Raw genomic sequence first — 26031 nt, 5'->3', positions numbered from 1 at the left:
AATGGGAGAAACAAGATTATTATTGAAACACGCTGAAGTTCCCGGGATTCGTCATTATGACGCTTACCGCGAACATGACGGCTATAAATCGGTAGAAAAAGCATTTACGATGACCCCTGAACAAATCCTGGAAGAAGTAAAAACTTCCGGGCTACGTGGACGTGGTGGAGCGGGTTTTCCAACGGGTATGAAGTGGAGCTTTTTGGCGAAACCGGAAGGCGTTCCAAGACATTTGGTAGTGAATGCAGACGAATCCGAACCCGGAACCTTCAAAGACCGGTATTTGATGGAATTCATTCCGCATTTATTGATCGAAGGAATGATCGTTTCGTCTTTTTGTTTGGGAGCCAATGCTTCTTACATTTACATCCGTGGAGAATATGCTTGGATAGCAGAAATTCTAGAAGAAGCCATTGCCGAAGCCAAAGCCAACGGCTGGCTCGGAAAAGACATAAAAGGAAGCGGATTTGATTTAGAAATATATGTACAACGAGGTGGTGGAGCATATATCTGTGGGGAAGAAACCGCTTTGTTAGAATCTTTAGAAGGAAAAAGAGGAAACCCTCGAATCAAACCACCATTCCCCGCTGTAAAAGGAGCTTGGGGAAGACCAACGGTGGTAAATAATGTTGAATCCATTGCGGCAGTCGTTCCGATCATCATGATGACGGGTGCCGAATATGCCAAAATCGGAGTCGGTCGTTCCACCGGAACCAAATTAATTTCCGCATGCGGAAACATCAACAAACCGGGCGTTTATGAAATCGACATGACCCAAACGGTGGAAGAATTTATATTTTCAGACGAATTTTGTGGTGGTATATCCAACGGAAAACGATTGAAAGCTTGTATTCCGGGCGGAAGTTCCGTTCCGATTTTACCGGCGAATTTATTGTTAACCACCGCAACCGGACAGCCGCGTTTGATGAATTATGAAAGTTTGGCTGACGGTGGATTTGCAACCGGAACCATGATGGGTTCGGGCGGATTTATCGTTCTGGATGAAGATCAAGATATCGTTTATCATACGTATACATTGGCAAGATTTTACCGACATGAAAGTTGTGGACAATGTTCACCTTGTCGTGAAGGAACGGGTTGGATGGAAAAAATTCTGAAACGAATTGACGAAGGACAAGGAAAAATGTCCGACATCGATTTGCTGTGGGACATCCAACGAAAAATAGAAGGAAACACGATTTGTCCTTTGGGTGATGCGGCGGCTTGGCCAGTTGCAGCAGCCATTCGACATTTCAGAGATGAGTTTGAATGGCATGTCCTAAATCCGGAAGAATGCCTGACGAGAAATTATGGATTGGCGCACTATGCAGATCCATTGGAAATTAAAGAACAGGCTTAAAATGTCAGAAATAAAAGAAACACCCTTATTTACCGTAACCATTGATGGGCAAACCATTCAAGTGCCTGCTGGAACGACGATTCTTCAAGCAGCCAGAATGATAGGGAAAGAAGTGGCTCCACCGGCGATGTGTTATTACGGAAAATTGGAAAATACAGGAGGAAACTGTAGAACTTGTATGGTCGAAGTGACCAAAGGAAGTGAAGCCGATCCCCGACCGATGCCAAAATTGGTAGCTTCTTGTAGAACGACTGTGATGGACGGAATGGTTGTCGGTAACAAATCATCTGAACGTGCTGTAACTGCAAGAGAAGGTGTGGTCGAATTTTTATTGATCAACCATCCTTTGGATTGTCCGGTTTGTGACCAAGCTGGCGAATGTAAATTGCAAGATTTGAGTTACGAGCACGGTAAAGAAGAAACAAGATACGAATTCAAACGCAGAACATTTGAAACTGAGGATTTAGGAGACAAAATCCAATTGCACATGAACCGTTGCATCCTGTGTTACCGTTGTGTAAAAACGGCCGACCAAATTACTGGATGTCGTGAGCATGGCGTGATGTTCAGAGGAGATCATGCGGAGATTTCAACTTATTTGGAGAAATCATTGGACAACGAATTCATCGGAAACATCATCGATGTTTGTCCGGTTGGTGCGTTGACCGATAAAACTTTCCGATTCAAAAATCGTGTTTGGTTTTTAAATCCGGTGGATGCGCATAGAGACTGCCCGACTTGTTCCGGAAAAGTTCAGTTGTGGTACAGAGGTGACGAAGTTTTCCGTGTAACCGCTCGTAAAAACGAATGGAACGAAGTGGAAGACTGGATTTGCAATACTTGCCGATTTGATAAAAAAGAAACCCAGGATTGGGTCATTGAGCAACCGAGTGTAGTAGCAAAAGACTCGGTAATTCGTCAAGGACATTATGCCGGAAAAGTGGGAATGGTTAAACCGCATGAAACGTTTAAACGAGTGATGAAAGGTCGTGATCCGAAATTATTGTTGAACATCCACGATGTAAGTGAAGTCAATGAACCGGAACGAGATTTAAGCAAAATTGACGGCCCAGCAACGAGTAAAGATTTTAAGGAGTAAATTAATTTGTGAATTTGTCCGCCGCGGCGGATGAAAATGGAAATTAATTTCCAAATCAAAATTTAATATAGAAAGAAAAATATGAACCCGGAATTTTGGAGTTTAATTGGTGAAAAAGCAACGCTGGCAGGAATCATGATAGGATTCTCGTTGGTAGTTGCGATGTATTCGACTTGGGCGGAACGAAAAGTGGCGGCTTATATACAAGACCGTCGCGGACCAAACCGTGCCGGTTGGGGAGGATTACTACAACCACTTGCAGACGGTGGAAAATTATTTTTTAAAGAAGAAATCACACCTCGTCATGCAGAAAAATTCCTATTCGTTTTAGGACCGACGATTGCGATGATTCTCGCTTGTATGACCGGAGCCGTGATTCCATGGTCTACGCCGATAGAAATTGGCGACAGTATCATCGTTCCACAAATCGCAGACATCAACGTTGGATTTCTTTACATTTTGGGTGTTTTGAGTTTGGGTGTTTACGGAATCATGTTGGGGTCTTGGGCGTCCAATAACAAATGGTCGTTGATGGGAGGACTTCGTGCTGCTTCGCAAATCATTTCCTACGAATTGCCAATGGGTATCGCATTGATAACGATTTTGATGATCAGCGGAACGCTACGACTCGGAGGAATTGTGGAACAACAAATGGACGGTTATTGGAACATCATATTACAACCCATCGGGTTTATCATCTTTTTGGTTTGTTCTTTTGCAGAAACCAACCGAACACCGTTTGATTTACCGGAAGCGGAAAACGAGTTGATCGGTGGATACCATTCTGAATATTCGTCCATGAAATTAGGATTTTTCTTATTTGCCGAATACATCAACATTTTCATCAGTTCAGTAATCTTATCGACATTATATTTCGGAGGATATGATATTCCGTTTGTGAACGATGCGGAGTTGACGGAAAGTTTGGGGATGAATACGATGGCGGTTTTACACTTTTTGAGTTTGTTCTTAAAAGCATGTTTTTTCATCTTTGTTTTTATGTGGGTGAGATGGACCATACCGCGTTTCCGTTATGACCAATTAATGGATTTGGGATGGAAAAGACTGTTGCCGTTGGCATTGGCCAATATGCTGATCACCGGATTTGTAATGTTGTATTTTTTTAACAATTAATAATAAAATAGAAGAATGGAACTTCTAACAAACAGAGCAAAACAAGTAGACAGACGCCCGATGAATTTCTGGGAGAAACTCTATTTGATTTCAATTTTTCAAGGAATGTGGATCACGCTGAAACATTTCTTCATGAAAAAAGCGACCATCAATTATCCTGAGAAAACACGTCCTTTCAGTCAAGTTTTCCGTGGATTGCATGTGTTAAACCGTGATGAAGAAGGACGAGAAAATTGTACAGCTTGTGGGCTTTGTGCGCTGGCTTGTCCTGCGGAAGCCATCACGATGGAAGCTGCGGAACGATTACCGGGTGAAGAACATTTGTACCGTGAAGAAAAATATGCAGCGAAATACGAAATCAATATGTTGCGATGTATTTTCTGCGGATTTTGTGAAGAAGCCTGCCCAAAAGATGCTGTTTATCTTTCGCAAACAGTTCCTCCGGCAAGTTATAAACGTAAAAATTTCATTTACGGAAAAGAAGATTTATTGATTCCTTATCCAAAAAACACCAACGACTAAATGGAAACAGCGGAGATTTTATTTTTTGTTTTGGCGAGTTTGACCATTTTAAGTGGACTTTTGACGGTTACGACCAAAAATCCTGTTTATTCGATTTTGTATCTGATCATCACATTTTTCAGCATCAGCGGACATTATGTTTTGCTCAATGCTCAATTTCTAGCGGTAGTCAACATCATCGTTTATGCAGGTGCCATCATGGTTTTATTTTTATTTGTCGTGATGTTGATGAATTTGAACAAAGAAGACAAAAACTTTAGCAAACCGTTTATCATCTTATCCGGAACGATCGTTTCTATCTTGTTTTTTGCACTCACAGTGGGCATTTTCTTGAAATCGGACATAAAAGAAAACAACCAAACTTTATTGGCAAAAAGCGATATAGGTCTAACAGAAAGTATAGGAACTGCTTTGTATTCAGATTACGTCATTCCATTTGAATTGGCGAGTATCCTGTTTATGGGTGCGATGATCGGTGCGGTTTTACTATCCAAAAGAACGGAAGATTTACATGTGAAAGATTAATTTGAAAATAAAATAATTGAAGATTTGAAATTAGAATTTGAAAATATAGACTTTACTTTTTACATTCAACTTTCTATAAATAAAATAAAAGAATGATACCGATAAGTTACTATTTATTTCTATCGCTTACGCTGTTCTCCATCGGGATGATCGGTGTGATGACGCGTAGAAATATCATCATCGTGTTGATGTGTGTGGAATTGATGTTAAATTCTGTCAACTTGTTGTTGGTTGCGTTTTCAAAAATGCATCAAGCCAAAAACATAGGAACAGAAGCCGGAATTGACGGCCAAATGCTCGTTCTTTTTATCATGGTTGTAGCCGCAGCAGAAGTTGCAGTCGGTCTATCCATCATGATTTTATTTTATAGAAAAGCGTACAACGTAGATGTGAAATCCCTAAACCGATTAAAACACTAAATTTATGGAGAAGTATATTTGGTTCATTCCTTTGTTGCCACTTTTAGGGTTTTTCATCAATGGTTTAGGAAGAAACACATTTTCCAAATCGATGATCGGTACGATCGGTTCAGGATTGGTTTTCGTTAGTTTTATTTTGTCGGTATTGGTATTCATGAATGTACCATCTGGAGCGGGAGCGCAACCGATGATTTTTCATGCATTTGATATTATCAATTTTAAGTCAATTCAAATTCCTTTTTCATTCCAAATCGATGCCTTGACGAGTTTGTTTTTATTAGTCATTACAGGAATTGGGTTTTTGATTCATGTATACAGTTCAGCATATATGCATGACGATGAAGGATTTGGGAAGTTCTTTGCTTACCTGAATTTGTTTATTTTCTTTATGCTAATCCTGGTCATGGGAAGTAATTTCTTCATGATGTTCATCGGATGGGAAGGCGTTGGACTTTGTTCCTTCTTGCTCATCGGATTTTGGTTCAAAAACAGAGATTTCGTTGGCGCAGCCAAAAAAGCTTTTATCATGAACCGAATTGGTGACGTAGGCTTTTTATTGGCGATGTTTTGGATATACAGAGAATTTGGAACGCTACAATACACAGAAGTATTTGGATTGCTTTCTACCACCCATATTTCAACTTTTGCAATCGGAGGAATCACCTTATTACTATTCCTTGCAGCAACCGGGAAGTCAGCTCAAGTACCTTTGTTTACTTGGTTGCCTGATGCGATGGCCGGACCAACTCCTGTCTCGGCGTTGATTCACGCTGCAACGATGGTAACGGCAGGTATTTTCTTGATCACGCGTTGCAATGAATTATTTGAATTGGCACCTTACACAAAAGAAATCATCGCTTGGATCGGAATCATCACATCCTTGACTACCGCAACCATTGCGATGAGACAGAACGATATCAAAAAAGTATTGGCTTATTCGACTGTATCACAGTTGGGTTTAATGTTTGCCGCTTTGGGAATGGGTGCTTATGTCGCTGCGGTTTTCCATGTGATGACACATGCTTTCTTTAAAGCTTTGTTATTCCTCGGAGCTGGTTCTGTGATCCATGGAATGCACCACGAACAAGACATGACCAAAATGGGCGGTCTGAAAAAATACATGCCCACGACACATATCACGATGTTAATTGGATGTATCGCGATTGCCGGAATTCCGCCACTAAGTGGATTTTTCTCCAAAGATGAAATGCTTTTGAGCATGTTTCTAGGTAACAAAGCGATTTACGCCATTGGATTTATCGTTTCGGTATTGACTTCGTTTTATATGTTCCGACTGTATTTTATGACATTCAGTGGAAAATTAAGAGATGAAAGTGTTCATCCACATGAAAGTCCAAAAGCGATGACGATTCCTTTGATCATTTTAGCGGTTCTTTCCATCGTAGGTGGTTGGGTTGGAATTCCTGAATTGTTCATGAAAAATGCACATCGTTTGAACGAATTCCTTTCCGGAGTTGTAATTCCTCATGGAGAACCTCACCATATTTCACATGCAACCGAATGGATGTTGATCGGCGCTTTGCTGAGTTGTGTTGCGGTGGCTATATTACTTGCCAACAAATGGTACAACGGAAAAGTGGACAAGGAAGCGACAGGTTTGGCAAAAGTATTGGAAAACAAATGGTACATAGACGAAATCTATCAAGCAGCCATTGTTTCGCCATTGATTGGATTAGGAAATTTCTTTAAAAAATACGTAGAAAAATCTGGAATTGTTCGCTTAGTCGATGGTACGGGAGATTTATCTTATGTCATTTCAAAAAATATAAAAACGGTTCAAACCGGAAACATAGGCATGTACATTTTATTGATGGTCATCGGAATTGTTGCCGGATTGGGGATTTTCTTTTTTGGAATAATTTGATTGAGTGATCAATTAATTTTCGGAGAAATTTAGAATTAGAATTAAAAATTAAAAAAGTTTAGGTCAATTGAATTCAATCACCTGATACTTAAAAACATATAGAAGGAATGTTATTATCGTTACTGATTTTATTGCCACTTATTGCCGGACTGATTTTAACGGTTATCAAACACAACAGACCACTGGGATTTGTTGGAACGGCTGTCAGCATTTACTGTTTTGTCTACACTTTATTTTTATTGTTTTCTAACACAGCTGTAGATTTGACCGTGATTTTTCCATGGTTCAAATTGGCGGATGTTCAAGCCAATATTGCACTAAGTTTGACAGGACTAGGCGCAGCCATGGTTTTATTGACCACGCTGGTCTACACTGTTTTATTTTTGTATTTCTATACGATTAAAAAGAATTATTCTAACTCTTTTTATGGCTTATTATTGATTGCATTTGCCGGGCTAAACGGAGTGTTCTTAGCACAAGATCTATTGTTATTCTATTTCTTTTGGGAAATCGTTTTGATTCCGATTTATTTCTTGATAGGAATTTGGGGTGCAAAAAACACGAGGATTTCGGCCAATACAACCTTTTTTATCTATACAATTTTAGGGTCATTTTTGATGTTGGCAGGCATCATTTACATCGGATTTCATTTGCGTCCAGACAGTTTCTTGCTGGAAGACGTGATGAAAGTAACAGCAGAATTTGGAAATCTACAGACGCTGGCTTGGTTGTTTTTGATCGCATTTGCTATAAAAATTCCTTTGTTTCCGTTACATAGTTGGCAACCGGCGGTTTATAAGACTTCTCCTACTCCGGTAACCGTTGTTTTGAGTGCTTTGATGGCGAAGATGGGACTTTTTGCAGTAGTAAATTGGTACATCAATATGTTTCCTTTTTCTTGCGAAGTCTATGATAATTTACTGTACGTCATCGGATTTGGATTGATCTATGCTTCGCTCATAGCCTTGACGACAAATAATGTCAAGAAAATCATTGCTTTTTCGTCTATAGCGCATTTGGCACTTATTTTCATGAGTTTATTTTCTCAATCCGAAATCGGAATCAAAGGTGCTTATTTTCAAATGTTCAGTCATGGAATTGTGGTTTTGGGACTATGGTTAAGTGTAGATTATATGCAAAGAAAATATAAAATCAAAACCATCAAATCCATCGGTGGATTGGCACAAATAGATCCATGGATTGCGATTTTCTTTACTTTCTTTGGTTTGGCAAACGTCGCCTTGCCGCTTACTAGTAGTTTCATCGGTGAATTTATGATGTTAAACGCATTGTATACATATAATCCGATTCTTTGTATCATCGGTTGTACAGGTGTCATTCTTTCTGCGGCCTATACATTGAGATTATCAACTGCTTTGTTATTTGGCGAGCCAGAAAATATACCGGAAAAGAGACAAAAATTCCCTAAAACACTATGGATATTATTTGGTTTGATTTCCATCATCATATTGGTTTTAGGTGTATATCCAACTGTTTTATTTAATCTTTTTCAAAATTAAACAAGCGCATTCATGAATATTATATTGACATCGGCACTTTCAGGAATCTTATTTATGTTCAGTGGTTTTGTTTTAAAAGACAAACGCCAACTCAACATTTTGGCGGTTCTATTGTTTATTGTGATGATCGTTTCCGGGGTTATTCAATTACAAGGTTTTGAGGTTTTTCAAGGAAAGTATTCCAATATGATTGAGACCGATCCTTATCGGATTTCATTTTTCATTTTGTTGTGTTTGATCGGACTTTACTACACATTAGTCAATCGATATAATTTCACCAAACCGGGAAGTCAGGTTTCAGATTATTTTGCCTTAATCTTCATATCGTTTGTAGGAATTGCGGTCTTGGCTACGTTCAACAACCTTTTGCTAATGTTTCTAGGAATCGAAATTCTTTCAATTCCACTGTATGCACTTGCCGGCTCTGCCAAACATAAGATGAAAAGTACAGAAGCTGCAGTAAAATATTTTTTGATGGGCGCTTTTTCTACTGGAATTATGTTGCTTGGGATTACGTTAATTTATGGTGCTACCGGAACGTTTATGATGAAAAACATCGTGGCTTATGCTTTTGATTTCCAGTCCATTTATTATTCAGGTTGGGTATTATTGGTTTTATCTTTTTGTTTCAAAGTATCAGTTGCGCCTATGCATTTTTGGGCGCCGGATGTATACGATGGGACACCGACGGTTTTCTCTTCCTTTATGATAACCATCGTAAAAGGAGCAGGATTCATGACCTTCATAACGGTGATGTCTGCATTTAAAATCACTTCTGAAATCGTTGCGCAGAATTATCAGTATTTACTCAGTTTCATCATCATTCTAACATTGATTTTGGGTAATTTTTCAGCTTTAAAACAGAGTAGTGTCAAACGGATGTTGGCTTATTCGTCTGTTGTTCAAGCCGGATTTATGATGTTTGCGTTTTTTGAAATTAACGAAGAATCAAAATATGCTTTGTTGTTTTATACCGTGAGTTATGGTTTGGCGAGTATCGTCCTATTCTATACTTTGACTCAGGTAAAAAATGTTTCTTACAAAGGATTTAACGGACTTTCAAAAAGATCACCACTTTTGGCATTTGTCTCGACTGTAGCTTTGTTATCCCTATCGGGAATTCCATTTACGTCCGGATTTCTAGCGAAATTCTTCATATTGAGTTCCGCAATGAAAGAGCCTTCCAATTTGATTTTGGTGATCGCTGCTTTGGTTCTGGCGGTTTTGAGTATTTATTATTACATCAAAGTTGTGATCGCGATGTATTTCCGAAATTCGTCTAAAAAGAAAATCAAGCTGTCTTTGACAACTCAAATCCTTTTGATTTTAGGAACGCTTTTGACTTTTGCTCTAGGTGTTTATCCGGATTTATTGAAAATGCTTTTCAATTGCTTAGTTTCGAAATAAAATTAAGAGCCTGTTAAATTTTATAAATAATTATTTTTATAGCAGTTTTTAGATGAATTTTGTTCTTTTTGATTGTAGTTTTAGCGGGCTAAAACAAAATTAAAAAGGATAAAATACGGTAAAAAGAGCATAAAAAGATATTTAAGGGAAATATAGTATTACTATATGAATTTAATTCCGTTAAAATTTAAACAGGCTCTTAAATTAGACAAAAAAAAAGCACCCTTTGAACAATTCATCGGGTGCTTTTCGTTATTAATTGTGGAATTTCTATCTCGTACAATTGGCTGTCCAAACATCATTCCCATTTTCTGCATAGGCAATCTGAAGAGAATTGGCGGTAACACGGATCAACTGAGTTTCAGTCGCACCGATGTTAATCAAAACTTCTCCATCTGACTCAAATTGAACACCCGTTAAATCCGGAATCCCATTGGAAAATAAAAAATTATAATGCTCACCTACTTTTACAACTTGAACATATCCATTTTCGTCCGTTGTATTGCTCTCACCATTTGAATAGGAAACAAAACCTTCATACCTTCCTACAAAAACATCACTGTCGGCCGGACTATCATCATCACTACATGAAATCATCCATGAAGATGCAAACAACATCGCAAACAATAACCCTAACATTTTTCCTTTAACTTTCATAAACTGATTTTTTAAATAATTAACGTCAGAATTTATGAAACAATTGTGCCAAATTCTTTAAAGTCTGCTTTTCAGTTGTTTAGATAGGATTTAAGAAATTTATTTTGGCAATATATTTGAAAAGCTTACGTTTGAATTAAAATCAATCATAATGAAGACAATAAAAAGTTTGGTAGTGCTGTTGGGAATTTTTGCATTTTCCCAAATCAATGCGCAGGAAGTAACCGATTATGATTTACAGAATTTCGCTCGGGCTTATAAAGAAATGCTTCAATTGAACAATAAAGCACAAAAAGAAATGGCGCAAATTATTTCAAAAGAAGGAATGGATTTAGAAGTTTACCATGCCATCAATGAAAGCAAAAATTCTGATTATGAGCCTGATGTTCCGAAATCTGAATTTACCAAATACGAAGAAATTCAACCTGAAATTGAAAAGGTTCAAAACAAATTGGAGCAAGAAGTTGAAAAGGCTTACTCCAAACATGATTTGAGCAAACAAGATTACAAAGCCATTGCCGAGCGCGTCAAACAAGATCAATTGCTTCAAATCAAATTGGAAAAAATCTTATCTCAAATCTAAAATCGATCCTCTTTATGCGATGTCAATCAAGGATTTCAATGGAATTGAAACACTTCCTTTGATTTGGATGTAATCTTCTGTCCAAGACCAAACCGTTGTTTCAATTTTTTTAGGTCCCTGATCAGTCAGGAAAGTGATATAAGTCTTTGATTTATATTCATTTCCCAAACGCAATGCTCTTTCCAATTTTGCTTGGGTGATATTAGACTCTTTTTGATCCACCGGAACGAAGTGATAATTGATTACTTCTTCTTTTTCGATTAATTCTGCTGTTTCCATAACTACCTTTATTAGTCTAAATTTAAGCAAATTTTAATCCAACTTAAAAGAGAATTCAAAAATTATTTTCTTCCCAACTTAAACTGCTCTATCCCACGATATTGATGATTTTCCCCGGAACAATAATGATGTTTTTTGGCGTTCTTCCTTCCAATTGTTTAATGGTTCTTTCGTCTGCCATCACCGCTTCTTGGATTTGGTCTTTGCTCAAATCCATCGGCAATTCCAATTTGAAACGCATCTTTCCATTAAACGAAACCGGATATTCCTTTGCATCTTCCACCAACCATTTCGCATCAAATTCAGGGAATTCGGCAAATGTGATACTTTCTTTGTGTCCCAATTTCTCCCAAATTTCTTCTGCAATATGCGGCGCATACGGCGAAATCAAAACCGCCAACGGCTCCAAAACCGCACGTTTGTTGGAATTCATCTTGGTCAATTCATTTACGGCAATCATAAAATTGGAAACCGATGTGTTAAACGAGAAATTGTTTACGTCTTCATCCACTTTTTTGATCGTTTGATGCAAAGCCTTCATTTCCGCTTTGGTCGGCTCTTCATCTGAAACAAAGAAAGCCTCATTTTCTCCCGAATGGTACAAACGCCAGAATTTCTTCAAAAACGAATAAACGCCGCTTAATCCTTGTGTATTCCAAGGTTTGGCTTGTTCAATCGGACCCAAAAACATTTCATAAAGTCGAAGTGTGTCCGCTCCGTATTGCTTACAAATATCATCGGGATTGATGACATTGTATTTGGATTTGGACATTTTTTCTACTTCGCGGGAAGTCAAGAAATTTCCATCAGATTCATATATAAATTCAGCATCAGCATATTCTTCTCGCCAAGCTTTGAATTTTTCAATGTCTAATTCGTCGCCGTCTTTAAGTAGGTTTACGTCGACGTGGATGGGATTAAATTTCAAAGCCTCTACAATAATTCCAAAATTCCCTTCTTTCAAGTCACTAATGATTCTTCTCTCTATTTCTTTGTAGTTTGAAATTAGTATTTTATCATTATCTGATAAAATTTTCCAAAACTCAGAACCTTCCCCTACTATTGAAAGTCTTTTTCCAAATCCATTTCCATTAACGAATGTATTTTTTTCCTCAAGAGAAAGTTTATCCGAGTTTAAAATTTTATTTTGTAAATTGTTTAGTTGTTTAAACAATCCATAACTTATAAAATAATCATTAGCTAATTTAGGTTGTGGAAAATTTCTAGTCGAAGTTGACCAATGAAAATCAAAATCAATCCTATAAACAAACGCACTCATCCCCAAAATCATCCCTTGGTTGATGAGTTTTTTAGCAAATTCATCGGTTGGAACTAAATTCAAATCAAACAAGAATTTCTGCCAGAAACGTGCATACAACAAATGCCCGGTCGCATGTTCGCTTCCGCCCATGTACAAATCCACTTCTTTCCAGTAATCCATCGCTTCTTTTGAGGCAAATTCTTCCTCGTTTTTTGCATCCATATACCGCAAAAAATACCAGGAACTTCCCGCCCAGCCCGGCATCGTATTCAATTCCAATGGGAAAACGGTTTGTTCGTCGATTTGATCCACATTTACAATTTCATTTTTGGAAATATCCCAAGCCCATTCTTTGGCTCTTCCCAAAGGTGGTTCGCCGGTTTCGGTGGGAAGATATTCGTCCACTTCGGGCAAAACCAACGGCAGATGTTTTTCATCGATCATATAAGGAACATCATCTTTATAATACGCAGGGACAGGTTCACCCCAATACCTTTGTCTGGAAAATACAGCATCGCGCAAACGATAATTGACTTTTCCTTTTCCGAAATGGTTTTCTTCGAGAATTTGTATGATTTTTTGAGTAGCTTCTTTATAATTTAAACCATCGAGCATTTCAGAATTCTGGAAAACAAATCCTTCTTTTTCCACAAATGCATTTTCCGTTACATCAATGTCTTTAAATATGTCTATAATTGGTAAGTTGAAATGTTTGGCAAATTTATGATCGCGTTCATCTCCCGCCGGAACTGCCATCACAGCGCCTGTTCCATATCCGGAAAGCACATAATCCCCTATCCAAATCGGCAATTCTTTTCCGGTCAAAGGATGAATGGCATAAGCACCGGTAAATTCACCTGAAATCGTCGTAACGTCAGCCATCCGCTCACGTTCTGAACGTTTGGACGTTTTTTCGATATAGTCGGTAACCGCTTGTTTTCTATCTTCCGTTACGATTTTCAAAACATAAGGATGTTCAGGCGCAAGTGTCACATAGGAAACCCCAAAAATCGTATCGGGTCGGGTGGTAAAAACTTCAATCGGTAGGTCGTGATTTTTTACTTCGAATTTCACAGAAGCACCATTGCTTTTTCCTATCCAATAGGTTTGGGCGTCTTTGATCGGCTGTGGCCAATCGATTTTTTCCAAATCGTTTAACAATCTTTCTGCATAAGCTGTGATGCGCATCATCCATTGGGTCATTTTTTTACGGATGACCGGATGACCTCCTCGCTCAGAAACGCCATTTACGACTTCATCGTTTGCCAAAACGGTTCCCAGCGCAGGACACCAATTGACTTCGGCTTCAGCCAAATAGGTCAATCTGTATTTCAACAAAATTTCTTGTTGTTGTTTTTCAGAGAATTGATTCCAGTTTTCTGCTGTAAATTTCGGGGTATCCTCATCGCAAACTGCATTGGCTTTCAGATTTCCATCTTTTTCAAATTCTTGAATCAAATCAGCAATCGGTAAGGCTTTGTCCGCATCTTTATCGTAATAAGAATTGAACAATTGGATAAAAATCCATTGGGTCCATTTGTAATAATCGGGATTTGAAGTCCGAACTTCTCTGTCCCAATCATAGGAAAAACCAATTCTGTCCAATTGTTTTCGATAACCTTCGATTTCGTTTCCTTGTTTGTCCACGCCACCTTCTATGTTCACTTTGGTTGTAATCGCCGGATGTTGTCCGGTTTGAATGGCATATTGCTCCGCCGGAAGCCCAAAGGAATCATAGCCCATGGGATGCAAGACATTAAATCCTTTTAAGCGTTTGTATCGCGAAAAAATATCAGATGCAATGTATCCGAGTGGATGTCCCACATGCAAACCCGCTCCAGAAGGATAGGGAAACATGTCCAGCACATAAAATTTTGGTTTCGAAGAGTGATTTTCAGCTTTAAAGGTTTTGTTTTCAGCCCAAAATTTTTGCCATTTTTGTTCAATTTCTTTGTGGTGGTATTGCATTTGATTCGATTTTGAAGCTGCAAATTTAGCCAATTTTAAAGGAATTGCGCTTTTAAATGATTTTAGAATTTCAAATTCAAAAAACCATTGAAATTGAAAAAATTAAATTCTTTATTTTTGCTTTATCAACCTAATGAAAAACTAAATTGGCAAAGAAGAAAAAATACAAATCAAGGTGGAAATACTATTATTGGTTCATGGTAATTTCCATCTTTGTGGCATTGGTTTTTATGGTGCGTTTCGTATTGAACAGTTCCAAAGTTTTTGTCGACAATGAAATTGAAATCTATCCAATGCTGGTCGAATGGGGTTTGGAAAGAGATGGATCACTTCGCATCAATGAGCCTTATTTTTTAAATACCGATTTGGAATTGATAGCAGAATCACAGGATTCTACTTTATTGGACTCGAATTTAAATATAGTAGAAATTGCCTCCTTAAAAGATTTAGAAAAACCGTATTTAATTTGGAAACATGCTGAAAGCGATACGATTCAGGTTTTAAAAGACAATGTTTTATTGAAATTCAAATTGGAATCGAATTAAGTTCAGGAATGACAATTTCAGTGGATACATCGAGGAATTCTTATTAATTAAATGCCCAATTCTTTTCTTTTTGATTTAGAAAATGAATCTACCACAAGATGATAGGAATGATCTATCAACTCAATTAAAAGATTTTCTGGTAAACTTCCTTCGAAATGGACGGTATTCCAGTGGATTTTATTCATGTGGTACCCGGGTTGAACTTCCACAAAGTTTTCGCGAAGTTCCATCGCATAATTGGGATCGCATTTTAAATTAACTGAAAACTCAGGACGATCAAGACCTGTAAGCGCAAACATTTTTCCTGCTACCTTAAATACCAATGTTTCCGGACCAAATGGAAATTCTTCTGTTACTTCATTCTTCCCTAAACAATAAGTCCTAAATGCTTCAATATCCATAAATTCTTTTTTCTCAATTGATTAAATCAGAACAAATTACAATAATTCATTTTAGAAACTGTAACCTTTTACAACAAATTTACGTATACTTAAAACAACCACACATTATTCAATTAAAAAGAACAGAGAAAGAGAATGCGACAGCTGAAAATTACCAAGCAGGTAACCAATCGGGAAACTGCGTCACTTGACAAATATTTACAAGAAATCGGGAAAGTAGACCTCATCACTGCAGACGAGGAGGTGGAATTAGCACAAAGAATCAAGGCCGGAGATCGAGTTGCTTTGGAAAAATTAACCAAAGCCAATCTTCGTTTTGTGGTTTCAGTTGCTAAACAGTATCAAAATCAAGGGTTGAGTTTACCGGATTTGATCAATGAAGGAAATTTAGGACTGATTAAAGCTGCACAAAGATTTGATGAAACGCGTGGTTTTAAATTCATTTCTTATGCGGTTTGGTGGATCAGACAATCTATTTTGCAGGCGTTGGCTGAACAATCAAGGATCGTACGCTTGCCTTTGAACAAAATCGGTTCGATCAATAAAATCAACAAAGCTTACGCTACCCTTGAACAAGAACACGAAAGAGCTCCTTCGGCAGAAGAAATTTCGGAGTTATTGGACATGTCAGAAAGCGACGTAAAAGAATCGATGAAAAATTCAGGTCGTCATGTATCGATGGATGCACCGTTGGTTGAAGGTGAAGATTCCAATTTATATGATGTATTGAACACTGGAGAATCTCCAAGTCCTGATGGAAGTTTAATGACCGAATCTTTGCGAATTGAAATCGAACGCGCTTTACAAACTTTGACGCCAAGAGAAGCGGATTTGATCCGATTGTATTTCGGTTTAAATGGTGCGCACCCGATGACGCTAGAAGAAATCGGTGAGACTTTTGATTTAACACGTGAACGCGTGCGACAAATCAAAGAAAAGGCGATCAGAAGATTAAAACATACTTCGAGAAGTAAAATATTAAAATCCTACATAGGACGATAAATCATAAAAAAATATAGGAAGCCCGAAAATTCGGGCTTTTTTTATGTTTGAAAGATCTATTTTCTTTTACGAGAATAGTATCTTTACCGATAATTTGAAAATTCTACATCATGCCAATCATCGCACCATCCGTTCTTGCAGCAGACTTTGGAAACCTTCAAAGAGATATCGAAATGCTCAATGAAAGTGCAGCAGAATGGATACATCTCGATGTGATGGATGGTGTTTTCGTTCCGAATATTTCTTATGGAATGCCTATCATTAAAACCATTGATGATTTAACCGAAAAGGTTTTGGATGTTCATTTGATGATCGTACAACCTGAAAGGTATATTTCTACCTTCAAAGAAGTTGGAGCAGATGTTTTAACGGTACACTACGAAGCTTCAACCCATCTCCATAGAACAATTCAAGCGATCAAAAATGAAGGAATGAAAGCTGGGGTAGCTTTAAATCCACACACACCAGTTCATGTACTAGAAGACATCATCAAAGAAATAGACTTGCTATTAATCATGAGTGTCAATCCTGGTTTTGGAGGACAAAAATTTATCCAACATACTTATGAAAAGATCGTTCAAGCTGCAGAACTAATCGACAAAAAAAATGCTGAAGTTTTAATTGAAGTAGATGGTGGAGTTGGGCCGGGAAATGCAGCGCAACTTTCTCAATTGGGTGCAGATGTACTGGTAGCAGGCAATGCTGTGTTTAGCGCAGCAAATCCGTTGGATGTCATCCGAGAAATGATGAAGAACTAAAAATCCTTTCTTCAATAGATCCTATTTTATAGATAAATTTAACGGATTTTCTAAATAATTTTGGTAATCAACCAAATGTTTGTAATTTCGTCCCAACTACTAAACTAAACTCACTATGAAAGGTCTATTAACCCTACTTTCACTATTTTCGGCTATTTCATTATTTGCTCAAGTTGGGATAAACACCGACTCACCAAGGGCAGGATCTGCTATTGACATTAACGGATCGATGAAATCTACCAATGTACTACTACCTGCCAATCTACCAGCAGTTTCCATTACGGAACGAGAGTCTTTTGTATATCTGGTTCAGGATCAAAACACTGACGCTATTGAGCTTTTGGACTTATCAGCATCCGGAACAGGAGGAATTTCTTCCATTTTAACCTATCAACTACAAAATGTAAATGGTGATTGGGTTTTGGATTTTGACACCAAAATAAACTCGACCAATTATGCACTAGTCATTCTTTCTGCCTGGTTCAACGAGGATTTGGAGGGAGACAATCCGGCTCCTCCTGTTGCTAGAACAAAAGAAATTGGCGGTACTTGGCATTTAGAGGCAGACTATTCAGCAGTCGCTTCCGACAATAATGGAACTTGGAATATCACATGCGTGGTCTATCCAAAAACTTATGCGAAAATTTACCCCTTACAAGTTGTAAACATGCAAGGAGGAACTACTGCGGTTGGCACACCGATTATCACCTACTAATTACCCATAATTAACCTAACTCATTATGAAAGCAAATTTAATTTTTAGCTTATTCTTTGTCGGCTATATATCTGTTTATGGACAGGTTGGAATAGGTGTATCTAGCCCTTCCAATATGTTGGAAGTTGACAATGGCGATGTTTATATCACAGACAAATTTTATGTAGACAACCTTCCTGCATATGACGGTCACACACTAGGCCCGGGCAGTTTCAGAATTGTTGCAGTAGACGCTGACAGCCATGCTAATGGCTCGCCAGTTGACGGTCGCCTGATGGAATTCGTCGGCAACCAAGAAATCATGCCGATTATCATTCAGGCTTATAATGTAAGCAATTTAGATGCTGATAACCTGACCGATCTCAACCTCAATATTTCTACTTCAAAATATGTTATTTCCCTTTCCAATTTTGAAGCTATACCTGTTGGAGGAGCGCAAGGAATCTATAGAAAAAGCGCAAGTGGAGGAAATTATGTATACGATAATTTTGTCATCAGAACTTTTGAAAATAGTGGCACCTGGCACGTAGAAATCAGAGCCAGAGACGCCAATCCTCAAACCGGTTCATATCAGTACAATTTTGACGTCGTACTTTTTCCAAAAAGATTCTTTAGAAACCTAGGCACAATCCCTTATAACTTAAATGGTTCCAATACCGGAGCTGCCCCATCAGCACCGACTGGAATATAAAAAACCTATCTAAACCCTATTCTTATGAAAAATTTATTATTTGCTGTTTTTAGCATAATAGGAGGTATCCTCTTCTCCCAAGTCGGTATTGGACTCCCTACAAACTATACACCAACGGAATCCCTTGAAGTCAACGGAACATTCCAACTTCATCCAGATAACGAATTGTACTTTGAAAACATAGGTGCATATACCGGAACTTCTGGAAATTCTTTACTAATGGTAAAAAACCTAACTACCAATACTTTAAATAAATTTGACCCAGAAGTTATGCCTTTTTCAGCGATAACTTTTGTTCCTTACCATTTTGACAATGTGAGCCCACATGGTTTGCATGACTATGACACCGGAATTAGTGCGACTAATTTTTATCTAACGATTGGTGGTTTTTTCGTTTTAACCGATAGTGGGGGAACTTCAATATTTGTAGATGGAAGTGCAAGTCAATTTCCTTTATATTCTGCTCGAGCCTTTGTGCAGAACGGAACTTGGCATTTAAAATTTGATTTGAATAACAACCGACAGTTTGAACACAATGTCGATATCTATTTAAATGTTTCTGTTTACTATAATGCATTCTTAACCAAAACCAATTCAACAAGAATGGTCGATATGAGTGGAAGTGCTACCGGAACAACCCCAGCACCTGATGGAGCAATAAATTAACCTTTCTATAATTGACCCAACTGGAGCCATAGTAGTATTTATTTACCTATGGCTTTTTTGTTCCAAATAAAACTCCAAAGCACGAATTTCTGAAAATGAATAATTGGAATTTTTCATGGGAAAAGCACAATGTCCACCATGTTTAGGTATTTCCAAATACACAAACTCATGATTTTCTGCAAAGGAAATCGGATAACATTCTTTTCCCAAAAAGGGATCATCTAGTGAATTGAGAATCAGGGTCGGCACCTTAATATTCTCCATTACAAACCCAGGTGAAGCCTTTTTATAATAATCTTCTTTGTCTTTGAATCCATGCAATGGCGCAGTGAAATATTCATCTATTTCATCAAAAGTTTTAATCGAATTCAAACGAGACCAATCCAAAGCCTCAGGAAATTGAACGGATTTCGCTCTCAGTTTTTTAGCAATTTTATAGGTGAAATTTTTAAGATAAACCCGGTTAAATCCATTTTTTAAAGTTTCCGCACTTGATTTTAATTGAATAGGTGTAGAAACAACAACTGCAGCTTTTATCCTATCATCCCGTTTTTTTGAACCTAAATAATTCATGATTTGAGCTCCACCCATGGAAAATCCCAACAAATAGATTTCCTTCAATCCCTTGCCCAAAACAAAATTGATCATTTCATCAAAATCATCGATCACACCGTGATGGTACAATTTGGGAAGTCGATTCATTTCTCCGCTACAACTCCGATTGTTCCATGCAAAAACAGAAAAATCATTTTCCAAGAAATACTTTGCACTCGTATTATTATAGGTTCGAGTTGAGCCACCTTCCAGCCCATGACAAAGCACCACGGCTCTATCTTTGTTTTGCAGGGAAAAATCTATATCCAAAAAATCACCATCGCACAACTCCAATCTTTCACGCTCATATTCAGGAGGATAGGTCTTTTTAAAACGACCGATGTGTATGGTAGAAATATGCGGATTTTTATAAATTAACCAAGGAACTTCATAAGCAGAGTTTTTTATGATAGGCATTATATAAATTTTACGTCTTTGAGATAGTCTGAACCCATTTCTTCATTGATATGGCTGATGATTTTTCCTTTTCCATACTGCAATTCATTTTTCAGTTCTGGAGAATTCATTTTCACATATAAAACTCTATTCCTAACCTGTGTCTTTTCCACATATTTCATGATTACGCCTTTCATCATTTCTGCAAAAAGTTCCTCAACCTGAATGGAGTCTAACTTTTCTTTCATCCCAAAATCTGAAATCAAACCACTGATCGCTTCTCCAAGTGTTTGTTTATTGTCTTTCCTCCTCATAATCGAAATATCTTACTTTCTGAATTGATTTGCTGGACCACATTTTCTGTTCGTTCCGGATGGGTATCCGAAATAAAAATTTGTCCAAATTTTTCTTCATTGACCAAATTGATCAATTGTTCCACCCTGACTTCGTCCAATTTATCAAAAATATCATCCAACAACAAAAGCGGAGTAATCTTCAGATAGTTTTTCATCAATTCAAATTGAGCCAATTTCAAAGCGATCAAATAAGATTTCTGTTGACCCTGAGATCCAAATTTCTTAACCGGATAATTCATCAATGTAAATTTCAAATCATCTTTATGAATGCCCTTGGTCGTAAACTGTGCAACCTTATCTTTTGGTAAACTTTCTTTCAACAAAATATCCATAGGAATTTCTTCCAAATCTGACTCATAACGGATTTGTACAGATTCATTTCCTTGAGAAAGAATTTGATAATAATGGCTAAATATGGGTAAAAATGCTTCGATGAATTCTTTGCGTTGTTGAAAAATGAATTTCCCCAATTCAGCCATTTCATCGTCATAGATTTCAAGAGAAATTTTATCAAATGTTTGGTTCTGGAAAAAAAATTTCAACAAGGAATTTCGTTGATTCAAAACACGATTGTACCGAATTAAATTTTGTAAATATTCTTTATTGGATTGGGAAATGATATTGTCCATAAACTTTCTACGCACATCACTTCCTTCTTTAATCAAATCCAAATCATAAGGAGAAATCATGACGACGGGAAAAAGACCGATATGATCAGAAATTCTCTCATATTGTTTGGCATTTCGTTTAAAAACCTTTGCTTTTTCTTTTTGGACACCACAAAAAACGATTTCCTCCAGTTCATTTTTCATGAAATTTCCTTCGATTGAAAAATAATCTTCCTCAAAGTTAATGTTTTGAACATCAGAAAAGTTTAAATAACTTTTGGTCAATGCCAAATAGTGAACGGCATCCAGCACATTGGTTTTCCCTACACCGTTTCTTCCAACAAATGCATTGATTTTTGGAGAAAGTTCAAATTGAATTTCATTGAAATTTTTAAAATTACTAAGTTGAATGGATTGGAGAAACATCCTCCAAAATTACAATTTTAGGATGAGTAAACGGAAATGAAAAGCATAAAAAAAGGACAGCAAAAACTGTCCTTTTTATGATGAGGAGATTAATCATTTAATCTACTTCGGGAGCCGGTTTGAAAAAGTTTTCGATATCATAACCCAAAACTGCTGTAAATCCGTTGCTTCCATCAAATGCGATATCGCTCAATCCGATGTTATAAGAAAAACCAAGGTTTAGTCTTCCTATTTCTGCTCCCAGCATAGGAGAGACGCTCAAAGACTGGCTTTCTCCGTTGAAGAAATCCATACGATAATTTGCTCCTAACCAAACTGCATTGTCTTCAAATTTGGCTTTTGCCCGTAAGTTGACGTCCAATCGACTGTCTTCATCAAAATTGGAACGGTAAGCAACCATGGGTTCGATTTCGATTTGAGAAGAAGCATTGATCGTTTTCCCTAACATTCCATAATAAAAAATCGGACTTGGTTCATATTGATTCACAATCGGATCATTGTAACTCAATGGGATATCCAAAACGGACAAACCTAGCATCCAACCTTGATAGGTTGCAGAAGCCCCAAAATTGATATAGGGAACATAAACTCTCGTCTCCAAATCGTTATAAATCGGGTCATTTGGATTTTCCGTAATTCCACTAAAGTGCATTCCTGCAAAGCTTAGGGAGGTACCAAAAGAGAATTGGTTTTTCTGTTCCGGATGTTTTTTATTCCCATCTCCAATCGGGATATGGTATCCGGCAGAAAGGTTAAAACTATTGGTTTTGGTATTTCCGTTATGGTCATTCATGAAATAAACTCCAAGACCTACTCTGTCTACGATGTTTGCATGCGCACTGGCAATCGTCGTTACAGGCCCGTTAGGCATATTGTCCCATTGTCTTCTATGGGAAGCTCTAAAAACGATATCATCAGTAGCTCCGGTAAAGGAAGGATTGACAAGAAATTTATCCATTATGAAATATTGTTCATCAAAAGGTAAACTTGACTGGGCGAAGCCGCAAAAGGAAATGAGTCCAATTGCCAATGTTAAAATTATATTTTGTTTTTTCATCATTTCTTTTTTTATTGTTTCTCACCTCTACTTTTCACAGTGATATGACCGGTAAATTGGCGTCCGTCTGAAACGTTGATTACGTACCAATAGTCTTGCGTAGGCGCTTTTTGACCATTTACAAAGAATCCGTTCCAAATAACATTGGACTCTAAATTGGCTTGGTGTACCAATCTTCCATTTCTATCGTAAATCGTGACATTTGATCCCGGATAGATTTCTAGTCCCGGAATGTTCCAAGTGTCATTAATTCCGTCACCATTTGGTGTAAACATCGTAGGGATGAAGAATACTGCGAATTCTTGAGAAACGATACATCCTTCTGCAGATCTTACATATACCGTATGAATTCCCGGCTGTAAATAGTTGAATTGGTTGCTGTCTTGCCAAACATATCCGGTGATCGAATATTGATAAGGCGTTACTCCACCTGTTGCTTCAACGATTACATAATCCGGCCCAACAGTTACATTGGTAATGGTAGGAGATTCACCCGGTGTTACGGTCACCGTATCTGACCCAGAACAACCTTCGTCTGTATCAACGGTTACACCATAAGTTCCTGGCTCTGAAATGGTAATGGTTTGGGTAGTCGCACCCTCGATGACATTTCCGTTTAAAGTCCAAGTGAAAGTAACATTTGTAAATCCGGAGAAATCACCGTTGGCGGTCAAATCAAATTCGCCTTCACACATCGAGAATCCTTCTCCTAAATCTACTGCCAAACTACTGATGTCCAAACTGATTTCAACGATGACAAAACATCCGTTTTCGTTTTCAATTCTCACATAAATCGTCGAAGTTGAAGCTTCATACGCAGATGGATTGGAAATAAACGTTGCATTTCCATCTATGGCATCTTGTTCTTCCTCATAATAACGTATGGTATAATTTTCAGGATTGGAAATGACTTCAATTTCTGTTAAATCAATTATCTCAGTACCGTCTTCACCTAAATCACATGCAAAATAAGAAGCGTTTTGAGCACCTGTAACTCCTTCGCTAATTGAAAGTGTAAGCGTTAAAATTTCTTCTACTTCACCTGCGTCATTTTTCACTTGCGCATAGATCACATCTGGCGAAGTTGCTGTCGTAACCGTATAAGGTTCAGTTGGGATAGTGTTTAATCCTGTGTCGTTTGTTGCATCTTCTTCCGTTGCATAATAAGTAACGTTCAAAAATGTATCACCATTTGTTATTTCTTCTGCAATTTCTGCTAAATCAAATTGGACTTGTCCATCTCCATCATTGTCACACTCGGCATAATCTAGTTCTCCAACTATGGTACAATCCAGCACAGCATCTCCACCAAATGAAAGTGTAAATCCACCACCTGAACTAAATTTATAAATTGCGATAATGATCTGGTCACCAGGTTGAACATCTAAATGGCGTACAAATCCATCAACCGAACCTCCTGCTGGAACCGCTCCTTCACATAAATCTGTTTCATCCATCATCAATCCAGTGTCATATTCACCAGCACCCGGTGCATCATAAGAAGCTCTAGTTGCCTCAATACCGGGCTGAACACCGCTGATTTGCGGTATGAGGTTACAATCTTCTACATTTTGCCATAACATAAAATCATAATCATTTGCTGTATCAGGCGAAATGGTAAATGTAAACGTCGATCCTTCTTCTATCACGAGATAATACCAAAGTGTTTCATCAGCAGTAAAATCAACACAGCTTGAAATTAATTGGATCGGATCATGAGGCTCTGGTTCATCAAAGATGTCTTCATTTGAACAAATCGGAATGAAATCACATGGATTATCATTGGCCTCTAGTCTTAAATTAAGATTGACTACGGCGTAGCAACCATCTGCATTTTCTACTCTAACATAAACGACATCGCCATGTTGTCCCGGATGGGCATTTGGATTGTCAATTGGGTTGGTATTGTTATCTGCTTCATTTTGGGTTAAGAAATATCCAAAAGTATAATCAGCAGGTGTGTCTACAATTTGAGGTTCAACCAAAGTTAGGTTAAATATTTCAGATCCATCATTATTATCGTCTGTTAATTCTAAATAAAAATTGGTACCATTTGTTTGCAAATCACCAAATACGACGTTGACTTCATCTGTTGCAGAACAATCTCCACTGGTCACTTCGATACTATAAATTGCAGATTCATTGATCACCAAAGAATTCGTCGTCGCTCCATCGATGATTTCACCATTTTTATACCATTGTAAGTCTACAGCAGGGTCGTCAACGTTTACATAAAGTGTATATTCGTCCTGACCACAAACCATCAAATCGTCACCTATATCTACCCCACCATCATCAACAATGGTTGATCCTAAGTTAAAAGATCCTGCTTCCAGAAATACAGCGGAATCGAAATTGGTATCACTTGCATCAGCGATCAAAAGACGGATATGGTAAGTTTCACCCGGAGTCACTTCAGAATAAGCAGTCAAAGGTGTGGTTCTCCCTCCGTACTCAATGGTCGTAAAAGGCCCATGAACATAATAAGTATCGTCTCCACAATTTTGATTGTTTACATTGTTTATGGTTACCGGATCTCCGTTGGGCAATAATGCAATGTTTTTACCACTTAATCCTGGGTCATTTGTAATCCCTGGACCACTGATGATAAATCCAAAAACATCATTGTAGTCTGAACAAGCCCATTCCGGATATTCCTCTGATGCAAAAATATAGTTGAAAGAGATTTCATTTCCTTGAGGAACAAAATCAAACTCAAAAACAGTAGCATTTCTAGTAGATATTCCGGCCAATACATCTGCATCAGAATCTCCAGTCCATGCACTAGTACCCATACTCATCGTACCAGAATCCGGACCTTCTGCATCTTTTGCATATCCGGAAGTGAGGACAATTCCTCTTTCAAACGGAAAAGTTGAGCTTCCTTTTTTAAAAAAACCCCAACTTCTGTTTGCATTTGGAAATGGGAATTCTGTGTTTTCTCTAAGTTGGAAATTAGAAGTAGACGAACATAGCCCTCCGTCTAACAACACGTCGGTAAGTAATTGTTCTGCTCCATAATTAGTTTCAGCATCCGTTGCGCCATTTACAACGATACTTTGCGCATTACTCAAAACTAAAAATTGAAGAAAAAAAATTACGAGTAAAGTTTTTCTCATACGTAAAATAATTATTTTAAAAACCTGTGTTAATTTGTTTTTTTAAAAGTAATTCAATTTTAACGAAAAATTCACATT

Annotated in this window: 25 protein-coding genes; 16 read left to right on the top strand and 9 right to left on the bottom strand. The window is 37.7% G+C overall.

All coding sequences use genetic code 11. The features are described 5' to 3' along the window. Position 1 precedes the first annotated feature (1 nt). The 9 genes from nuoF (at position 2) to HU137_RS05685 (ending at position 9871) form a co-directional block, all read left to right on the top strand. Positions 2–1360, top strand: a complete 1359-nt coding sequence (gene nuoF / locus HU137_RS05725) for an NADH-quinone oxidoreductase subunit NuoF (RefSeq protein WP_182042829.1) — start codon at positions 2–4, stop codon at positions 1358–1360. A 1-nt stretch (position 1361) separates the two neighbouring features. Further along, a complete protein-coding gene (locus HU137_RS05720; protein WP_182042828.1) occupies positions 1362–2459 on the top strand; it encodes a 2Fe-2S iron-sulfur cluster-binding protein in 1098 nt (365 codons plus the stop codon). Positions 2460–2540: 81 nt separating this feature from the next. After that, positions 2541–3593 carry an NADH-quinone oxidoreductase subunit NuoH gene (gene nuoH, locus HU137_RS05715; RefSeq protein WP_182042827.1) on the top strand — a complete coding sequence of 351 codons (1053 nt, stop codon included), beginning with the start codon at positions 2541–2543 and terminating at the stop codon, positions 3591–3593. Between the two features lie 15 nt (positions 3594–3608). After that, entirely contained in the window at positions 3609–4115 is a 507-nt protein-coding gene (gene nuoI, locus HU137_RS05710) for an NADH-quinone oxidoreductase subunit NuoI (RefSeq protein ID WP_182042826.1), read from the top strand. Further along, complete coding sequence (locus tag HU137_RS05705; RefSeq protein ID WP_182042825.1) at positions 4116–4640, top strand: NADH-quinone oxidoreductase subunit J family protein; 525 nt, start codon at positions 4116–4118, stop codon at positions 4638–4640. It abuts the gene before it with no gap. A gap of 92 nt (positions 4641–4732) precedes the next feature. After that, positions 4733–5059, top strand: coding sequence for an NADH-quinone oxidoreductase subunit NuoK (gene nuoK, locus HU137_RS05700; protein ID WP_182042824.1), 327 nt, complete (start codon positions 4733–4735; stop codon positions 5057–5059). 4 nt (positions 5060–5063) lie between these two features. Continuing rightward, positions 5064–6944 carry an NADH-quinone oxidoreductase subunit L gene (gene nuoL, locus HU137_RS05695; protein WP_182042823.1) on the top strand — a complete coding sequence of 627 codons (1881 nt, stop codon included), beginning with the start codon at positions 5064–5066 and terminating at the stop codon, positions 6942–6944. Between the two features lie 107 nt (positions 6945–7051). Further along, on the top strand, positions 7052–8464 hold the full coding sequence (locus tag HU137_RS05690) for a complex I subunit 4 family protein (protein WP_182042822.1): 1413 nt from the start codon (positions 7052–7054) through the stop codon (positions 8462–8464). 12 nt (positions 8465–8476) lie between these two features. After that, on the top strand, positions 8477–9871 hold the full coding sequence (locus HU137_RS05685; protein ID WP_182042821.1) for an NADH-quinone oxidoreductase subunit N: 1395 nt from the start codon (positions 8477–8479) through the stop codon (positions 9869–9871). 270 nt (positions 9872–10141) lie between these two features. Here the strand turns inward: HU137_RS05685 and HU137_RS05680 are convergent, their stop codons facing one another. Beyond that, positions 10142–10528, bottom strand: coding sequence for a hypothetical protein (locus HU137_RS05680; protein WP_246361483.1), 387 nt, complete (start codon positions 10526–10528; stop codon positions 10142–10144). A 151-nt stretch (positions 10529–10679) separates the two neighbouring features. On the opposite strand from HU137_RS05680, the gene HU137_RS05675 reads away from it, so the two are divergent. Beyond that, on the top strand, positions 10680–11111 hold the full coding sequence (locus HU137_RS05675) for a DUF4168 domain-containing protein (protein ID WP_182042820.1): 432 nt from the start codon (positions 10680–10682) through the stop codon (positions 11109–11111). 12 nt (positions 11112–11123) lie between these two features. On the opposite strand, the gene HU137_RS05670 is transcribed toward HU137_RS05675, so the two are convergent. Beyond that, positions 11124–11390 carry a hypothetical protein gene (locus HU137_RS05670; RefSeq protein WP_182042819.1) on the bottom strand — a complete coding sequence of 89 codons (267 nt, stop codon included), beginning with the start codon at positions 11388–11390 and terminating at the stop codon, positions 11124–11126. An 88-nt stretch (positions 11391–11478) separates the two neighbouring features. Then, entirely contained in the window at positions 11479–14619 is a 3141-nt protein-coding gene (locus HU137_RS05665; RefSeq protein ID WP_182042818.1) for a leucine--tRNA ligase, read from the bottom strand. 197 nt (positions 14620–14816) lie between these two features. Here HU137_RS05665 and HU137_RS05660 point away from each other — a divergent pair, with 197 nt between their 5' ends. Continuing rightward, positions 14817–15164, top strand: coding sequence for a hypothetical protein (locus HU137_RS05660; RefSeq protein WP_182042817.1), 348 nt, complete (start codon positions 14817–14819; stop codon positions 15162–15164). A gap of 47 nt (positions 15165–15211) precedes the next feature. On the opposite strand, the gene HU137_RS05655 is transcribed toward HU137_RS05660, so the two are convergent. After that, positions 15212–15565 (bottom strand): MmcQ/YjbR family DNA-binding protein, encoded by a 354-nt coding sequence (locus tag HU137_RS05655; RefSeq protein ID WP_182042816.1) that lies wholly within the window; start codon positions 15563–15565, stop codon positions 15212–15214. A 135-nt stretch (positions 15566–15700) separates the two neighbouring features. On the opposite strand from HU137_RS05655, the gene HU137_RS05650 reads away from it, so the two are divergent. From HU137_RS05650 to HU137_RS05630, 5 genes are all read left to right on the top strand, one after another. Then, on the top strand, positions 15701–16567 hold the full coding sequence (locus tag HU137_RS05650) for a sigma-70 family RNA polymerase sigma factor (protein ID WP_182042815.1): 867 nt from the start codon (positions 15701–15703) through the stop codon (positions 16565–16567). Between the two features lie 110 nt (positions 16568–16677). Continuing rightward, positions 16678–17325, top strand: a complete 648-nt coding sequence (gene rpe, locus HU137_RS05645; protein WP_182042814.1) for a ribulose-phosphate 3-epimerase — start codon at positions 16678–16680, stop codon at positions 17323–17325. 115 nt (positions 17326–17440) lie between these two features. Further along, positions 17441–18040 (top strand): hypothetical protein, encoded by a 600-nt coding sequence (locus HU137_RS05640; protein ID WP_182042813.1) that lies wholly within the window; start codon positions 17441–17443, stop codon positions 18038–18040. 25 nt (positions 18041–18065) lie between these two features. Then, positions 18066–18731 (top strand): hypothetical protein, encoded by a 666-nt coding sequence (locus HU137_RS05635; protein WP_182042812.1) that lies wholly within the window; start codon positions 18066–18068, stop codon positions 18729–18731. Between the two features lie 24 nt (positions 18732–18755). Beyond that, entirely contained in the window at positions 18756–19397 is a 642-nt protein-coding gene (locus HU137_RS05630; protein ID WP_182042811.1) for a hypothetical protein, read from the top strand. A 42-nt stretch (positions 19398–19439) separates the two neighbouring features. On the opposite strand, the gene HU137_RS05625 is transcribed toward HU137_RS05630, so the two are convergent. The 5 genes from HU137_RS05625 to HU137_RS05605 form a co-directional block, all read right to left on the bottom strand. After that, positions 19440–20408: a YheT family hydrolase gene (locus tag HU137_RS05625; protein ID WP_182042810.1), complete on the bottom strand. Its 969-nt coding sequence runs from the start codon at positions 20406–20408 to the stop codon at positions 19440–19442. Continuing rightward, positions 20408–20701 (bottom strand): DciA family protein, encoded by a 294-nt coding sequence (locus tag HU137_RS05620; RefSeq protein ID WP_182042809.1) that lies wholly within the window; start codon positions 20699–20701, stop codon positions 20408–20410. The genes HU137_RS05625 and HU137_RS05620 overlap by 1 nt, the downstream gene beginning before the upstream one ends. Next, on the bottom strand, positions 20698–21777 hold the full coding sequence (gene recF / locus HU137_RS05615; protein ID WP_182042808.1) for a DNA replication/repair protein RecF: 1080 nt from the start codon (positions 21775–21777) through the stop codon (positions 20698–20700). The genes HU137_RS05620 and recF overlap by 4 nt, the downstream gene beginning before the upstream one ends. A gap of 97 nt (positions 21778–21874) precedes the next feature. Next, complete coding sequence (locus tag HU137_RS05610; RefSeq protein ID WP_182042807.1) at positions 21875–22834, bottom strand: PorP/SprF family type IX secretion system membrane protein; 960 nt, start codon at positions 22832–22834, stop codon at positions 21875–21877. An 11-nt stretch (positions 22835–22845) separates the two neighbouring features. After that, positions 22846–25953: a T9SS type B sorting domain-containing protein gene (locus HU137_RS05605; protein ID WP_182042806.1), complete on the bottom strand. Its 3108-nt coding sequence runs from the start codon at positions 25951–25953 to the stop codon at positions 22846–22848. Positions 25954–26031 lie beyond the last annotated feature (78 nt).

Origin of the sequence: Moheibacter lacus, assembly GCF_014042165.1 — a bacterium.
In the GTDB taxonomy this organism is placed as follows: domain Bacteria; phylum Bacteroidota; class Bacteroidia; order Flavobacteriales; family Weeksellaceae; genus Moheibacter; species Moheibacter lacus.
The sequence above is the reverse complement of the archived record's forward strand: the minus strand, read 5'-3'. Positions and strand labels throughout refer to the sequence as shown.

What these genes read in the sequence shown, in the direction of transcription:
- HU137_RS05675 (WP_182042820.1), top strand. Translation starts at nt 10,680, where the DNA reads ATGAAGACAATAAAAAGTTTGGTAGTGCTGTTGGGAATTTTTGCATTT.
- HU137_RS05680 (WP_246361483.1), bottom strand. Translation starts at nt 10,528, where the DNA reads ATGAAAGTTAAAGGAAAAATGTTAGGGTTATTGTTTGCGATGTTGTTT.
- nuoF (WP_182042829.1), top strand. Translation starts at nt 2, where the DNA reads ATGGGAGAAACAAGATTATTATTGAAACACGCTGAAGTTCCCGGGATT.
- nuoK (WP_182042824.1), top strand. Translation starts at nt 4,733, where the DNA reads ATGATACCGATAAGTTACTATTTATTTCTATCGCTTACGCTGTTCTCC.
- HU137_RS05630 (WP_182042811.1), top strand. Translation starts at nt 18,756, where the DNA reads ATGAAAAATTTATTATTTGCTGTTTTTAGCATAATAGGAGGTATCCTC.
- rpe (WP_182042814.1), top strand. Translation starts at nt 16,678, where the DNA reads ATGCCAATCATCGCACCATCCGTTCTTGCAGCAGACTTTGGAAACCTT.
- HU137_RS05605 (WP_182042806.1), bottom strand. Translation starts at nt 25,953, where the DNA reads ATGAGAAAAACTTTACTCGTAATTTTTTTTCTTCAATTTTTAGTTTTG.
- HU137_RS05650 (WP_182042815.1), top strand. Translation starts at nt 15,701, where the DNA reads ATGCGACAGCTGAAAATTACCAAGCAGGTAACCAATCGGGAAACTGCG.
- HU137_RS05620 (WP_182042809.1), bottom strand. Translation starts at nt 20,701, where the DNA reads ATGAGGAGGAAAGACAATAAACAAACACTTGGAGAAGCGATCAGTGGT.
- HU137_RS05665 (WP_182042818.1), bottom strand. Translation starts at nt 14,619, where the DNA reads ATGCAATACCACCACAAAGAAATTGAACAAAAATGGCAAAAATTTTGG.
- HU137_RS05660 (WP_182042817.1), top strand. Translation starts at nt 14,817, where the DNA reads ATGGTAATTTCCATCTTTGTGGCATTGGTTTTTATGGTGCGTTTCGTA.
- recF (WP_182042808.1), bottom strand. Translation starts at nt 21,777, where the DNA reads ATGTTTCTCCAATCCATTCAACTTAGTAATTTTAAAAATTTCAATGAA.
- HU137_RS05625 (WP_182042810.1), bottom strand. Translation starts at nt 20,408, where the DNA reads ATGCCTATCATAAAAAACTCTGCTTATGAAGTTCCTTGGTTAATTTAT.
- HU137_RS05655 (WP_182042816.1), bottom strand. Translation starts at nt 15,565, where the DNA reads ATGGATATTGAAGCATTTAGGACTTATTGTTTAGGGAAGAATGAAGTA.
- HU137_RS05610 (WP_182042807.1), bottom strand. Translation starts at nt 22,834, where the DNA reads ATGAAAAAACAAAATATAATTTTAACATTGGCAATTGGACTCATTTCC.
- nuoL (WP_182042823.1), top strand. Translation starts at nt 5,064, where the DNA reads ATGGAGAAGTATATTTGGTTCATTCCTTTGTTGCCACTTTTAGGGTTT.
- HU137_RS05635 (WP_182042812.1), top strand. Translation starts at nt 18,066, where the DNA reads ATGAAAGCAAATTTAATTTTTAGCTTATTCTTTGTCGGCTATATATCT.
- HU137_RS05705 (WP_182042825.1), top strand. Translation starts at nt 4,116, where the DNA reads ATGGAAACAGCGGAGATTTTATTTTTTGTTTTGGCGAGTTTGACCATT.
- HU137_RS05720 (WP_182042828.1), top strand. Translation starts at nt 1,362, where the DNA reads ATGTCAGAAATAAAAGAAACACCCTTATTTACCGTAACCATTGATGGG.
- HU137_RS05685 (WP_182042821.1), top strand. Translation starts at nt 8,477, where the DNA reads ATGAATATTATATTGACATCGGCACTTTCAGGAATCTTATTTATGTTC.
- nuoH (WP_182042827.1), top strand. Translation starts at nt 2,541, where the DNA reads ATGAACCCGGAATTTTGGAGTTTAATTGGTGAAAAAGCAACGCTGGCA.
- HU137_RS05640 (WP_182042813.1), top strand. Translation starts at nt 17,441, where the DNA reads ATGAAAGGTCTATTAACCCTACTTTCACTATTTTCGGCTATTTCATTA.
- HU137_RS05670 (WP_182042819.1), bottom strand. Translation starts at nt 11,390, where the DNA reads ATGGAAACAGCAGAATTAATCGAAAAAGAAGAAGTAATCAATTATCAC.
- HU137_RS05690 (WP_182042822.1), top strand. Translation starts at nt 7,052, where the DNA reads ATGTTATTATCGTTACTGATTTTATTGCCACTTATTGCCGGACTGATT.
- nuoI (WP_182042826.1), top strand. Translation starts at nt 3,609, where the DNA reads ATGGAACTTCTAACAAACAGAGCAAAACAAGTAGACAGACGCCCGATG.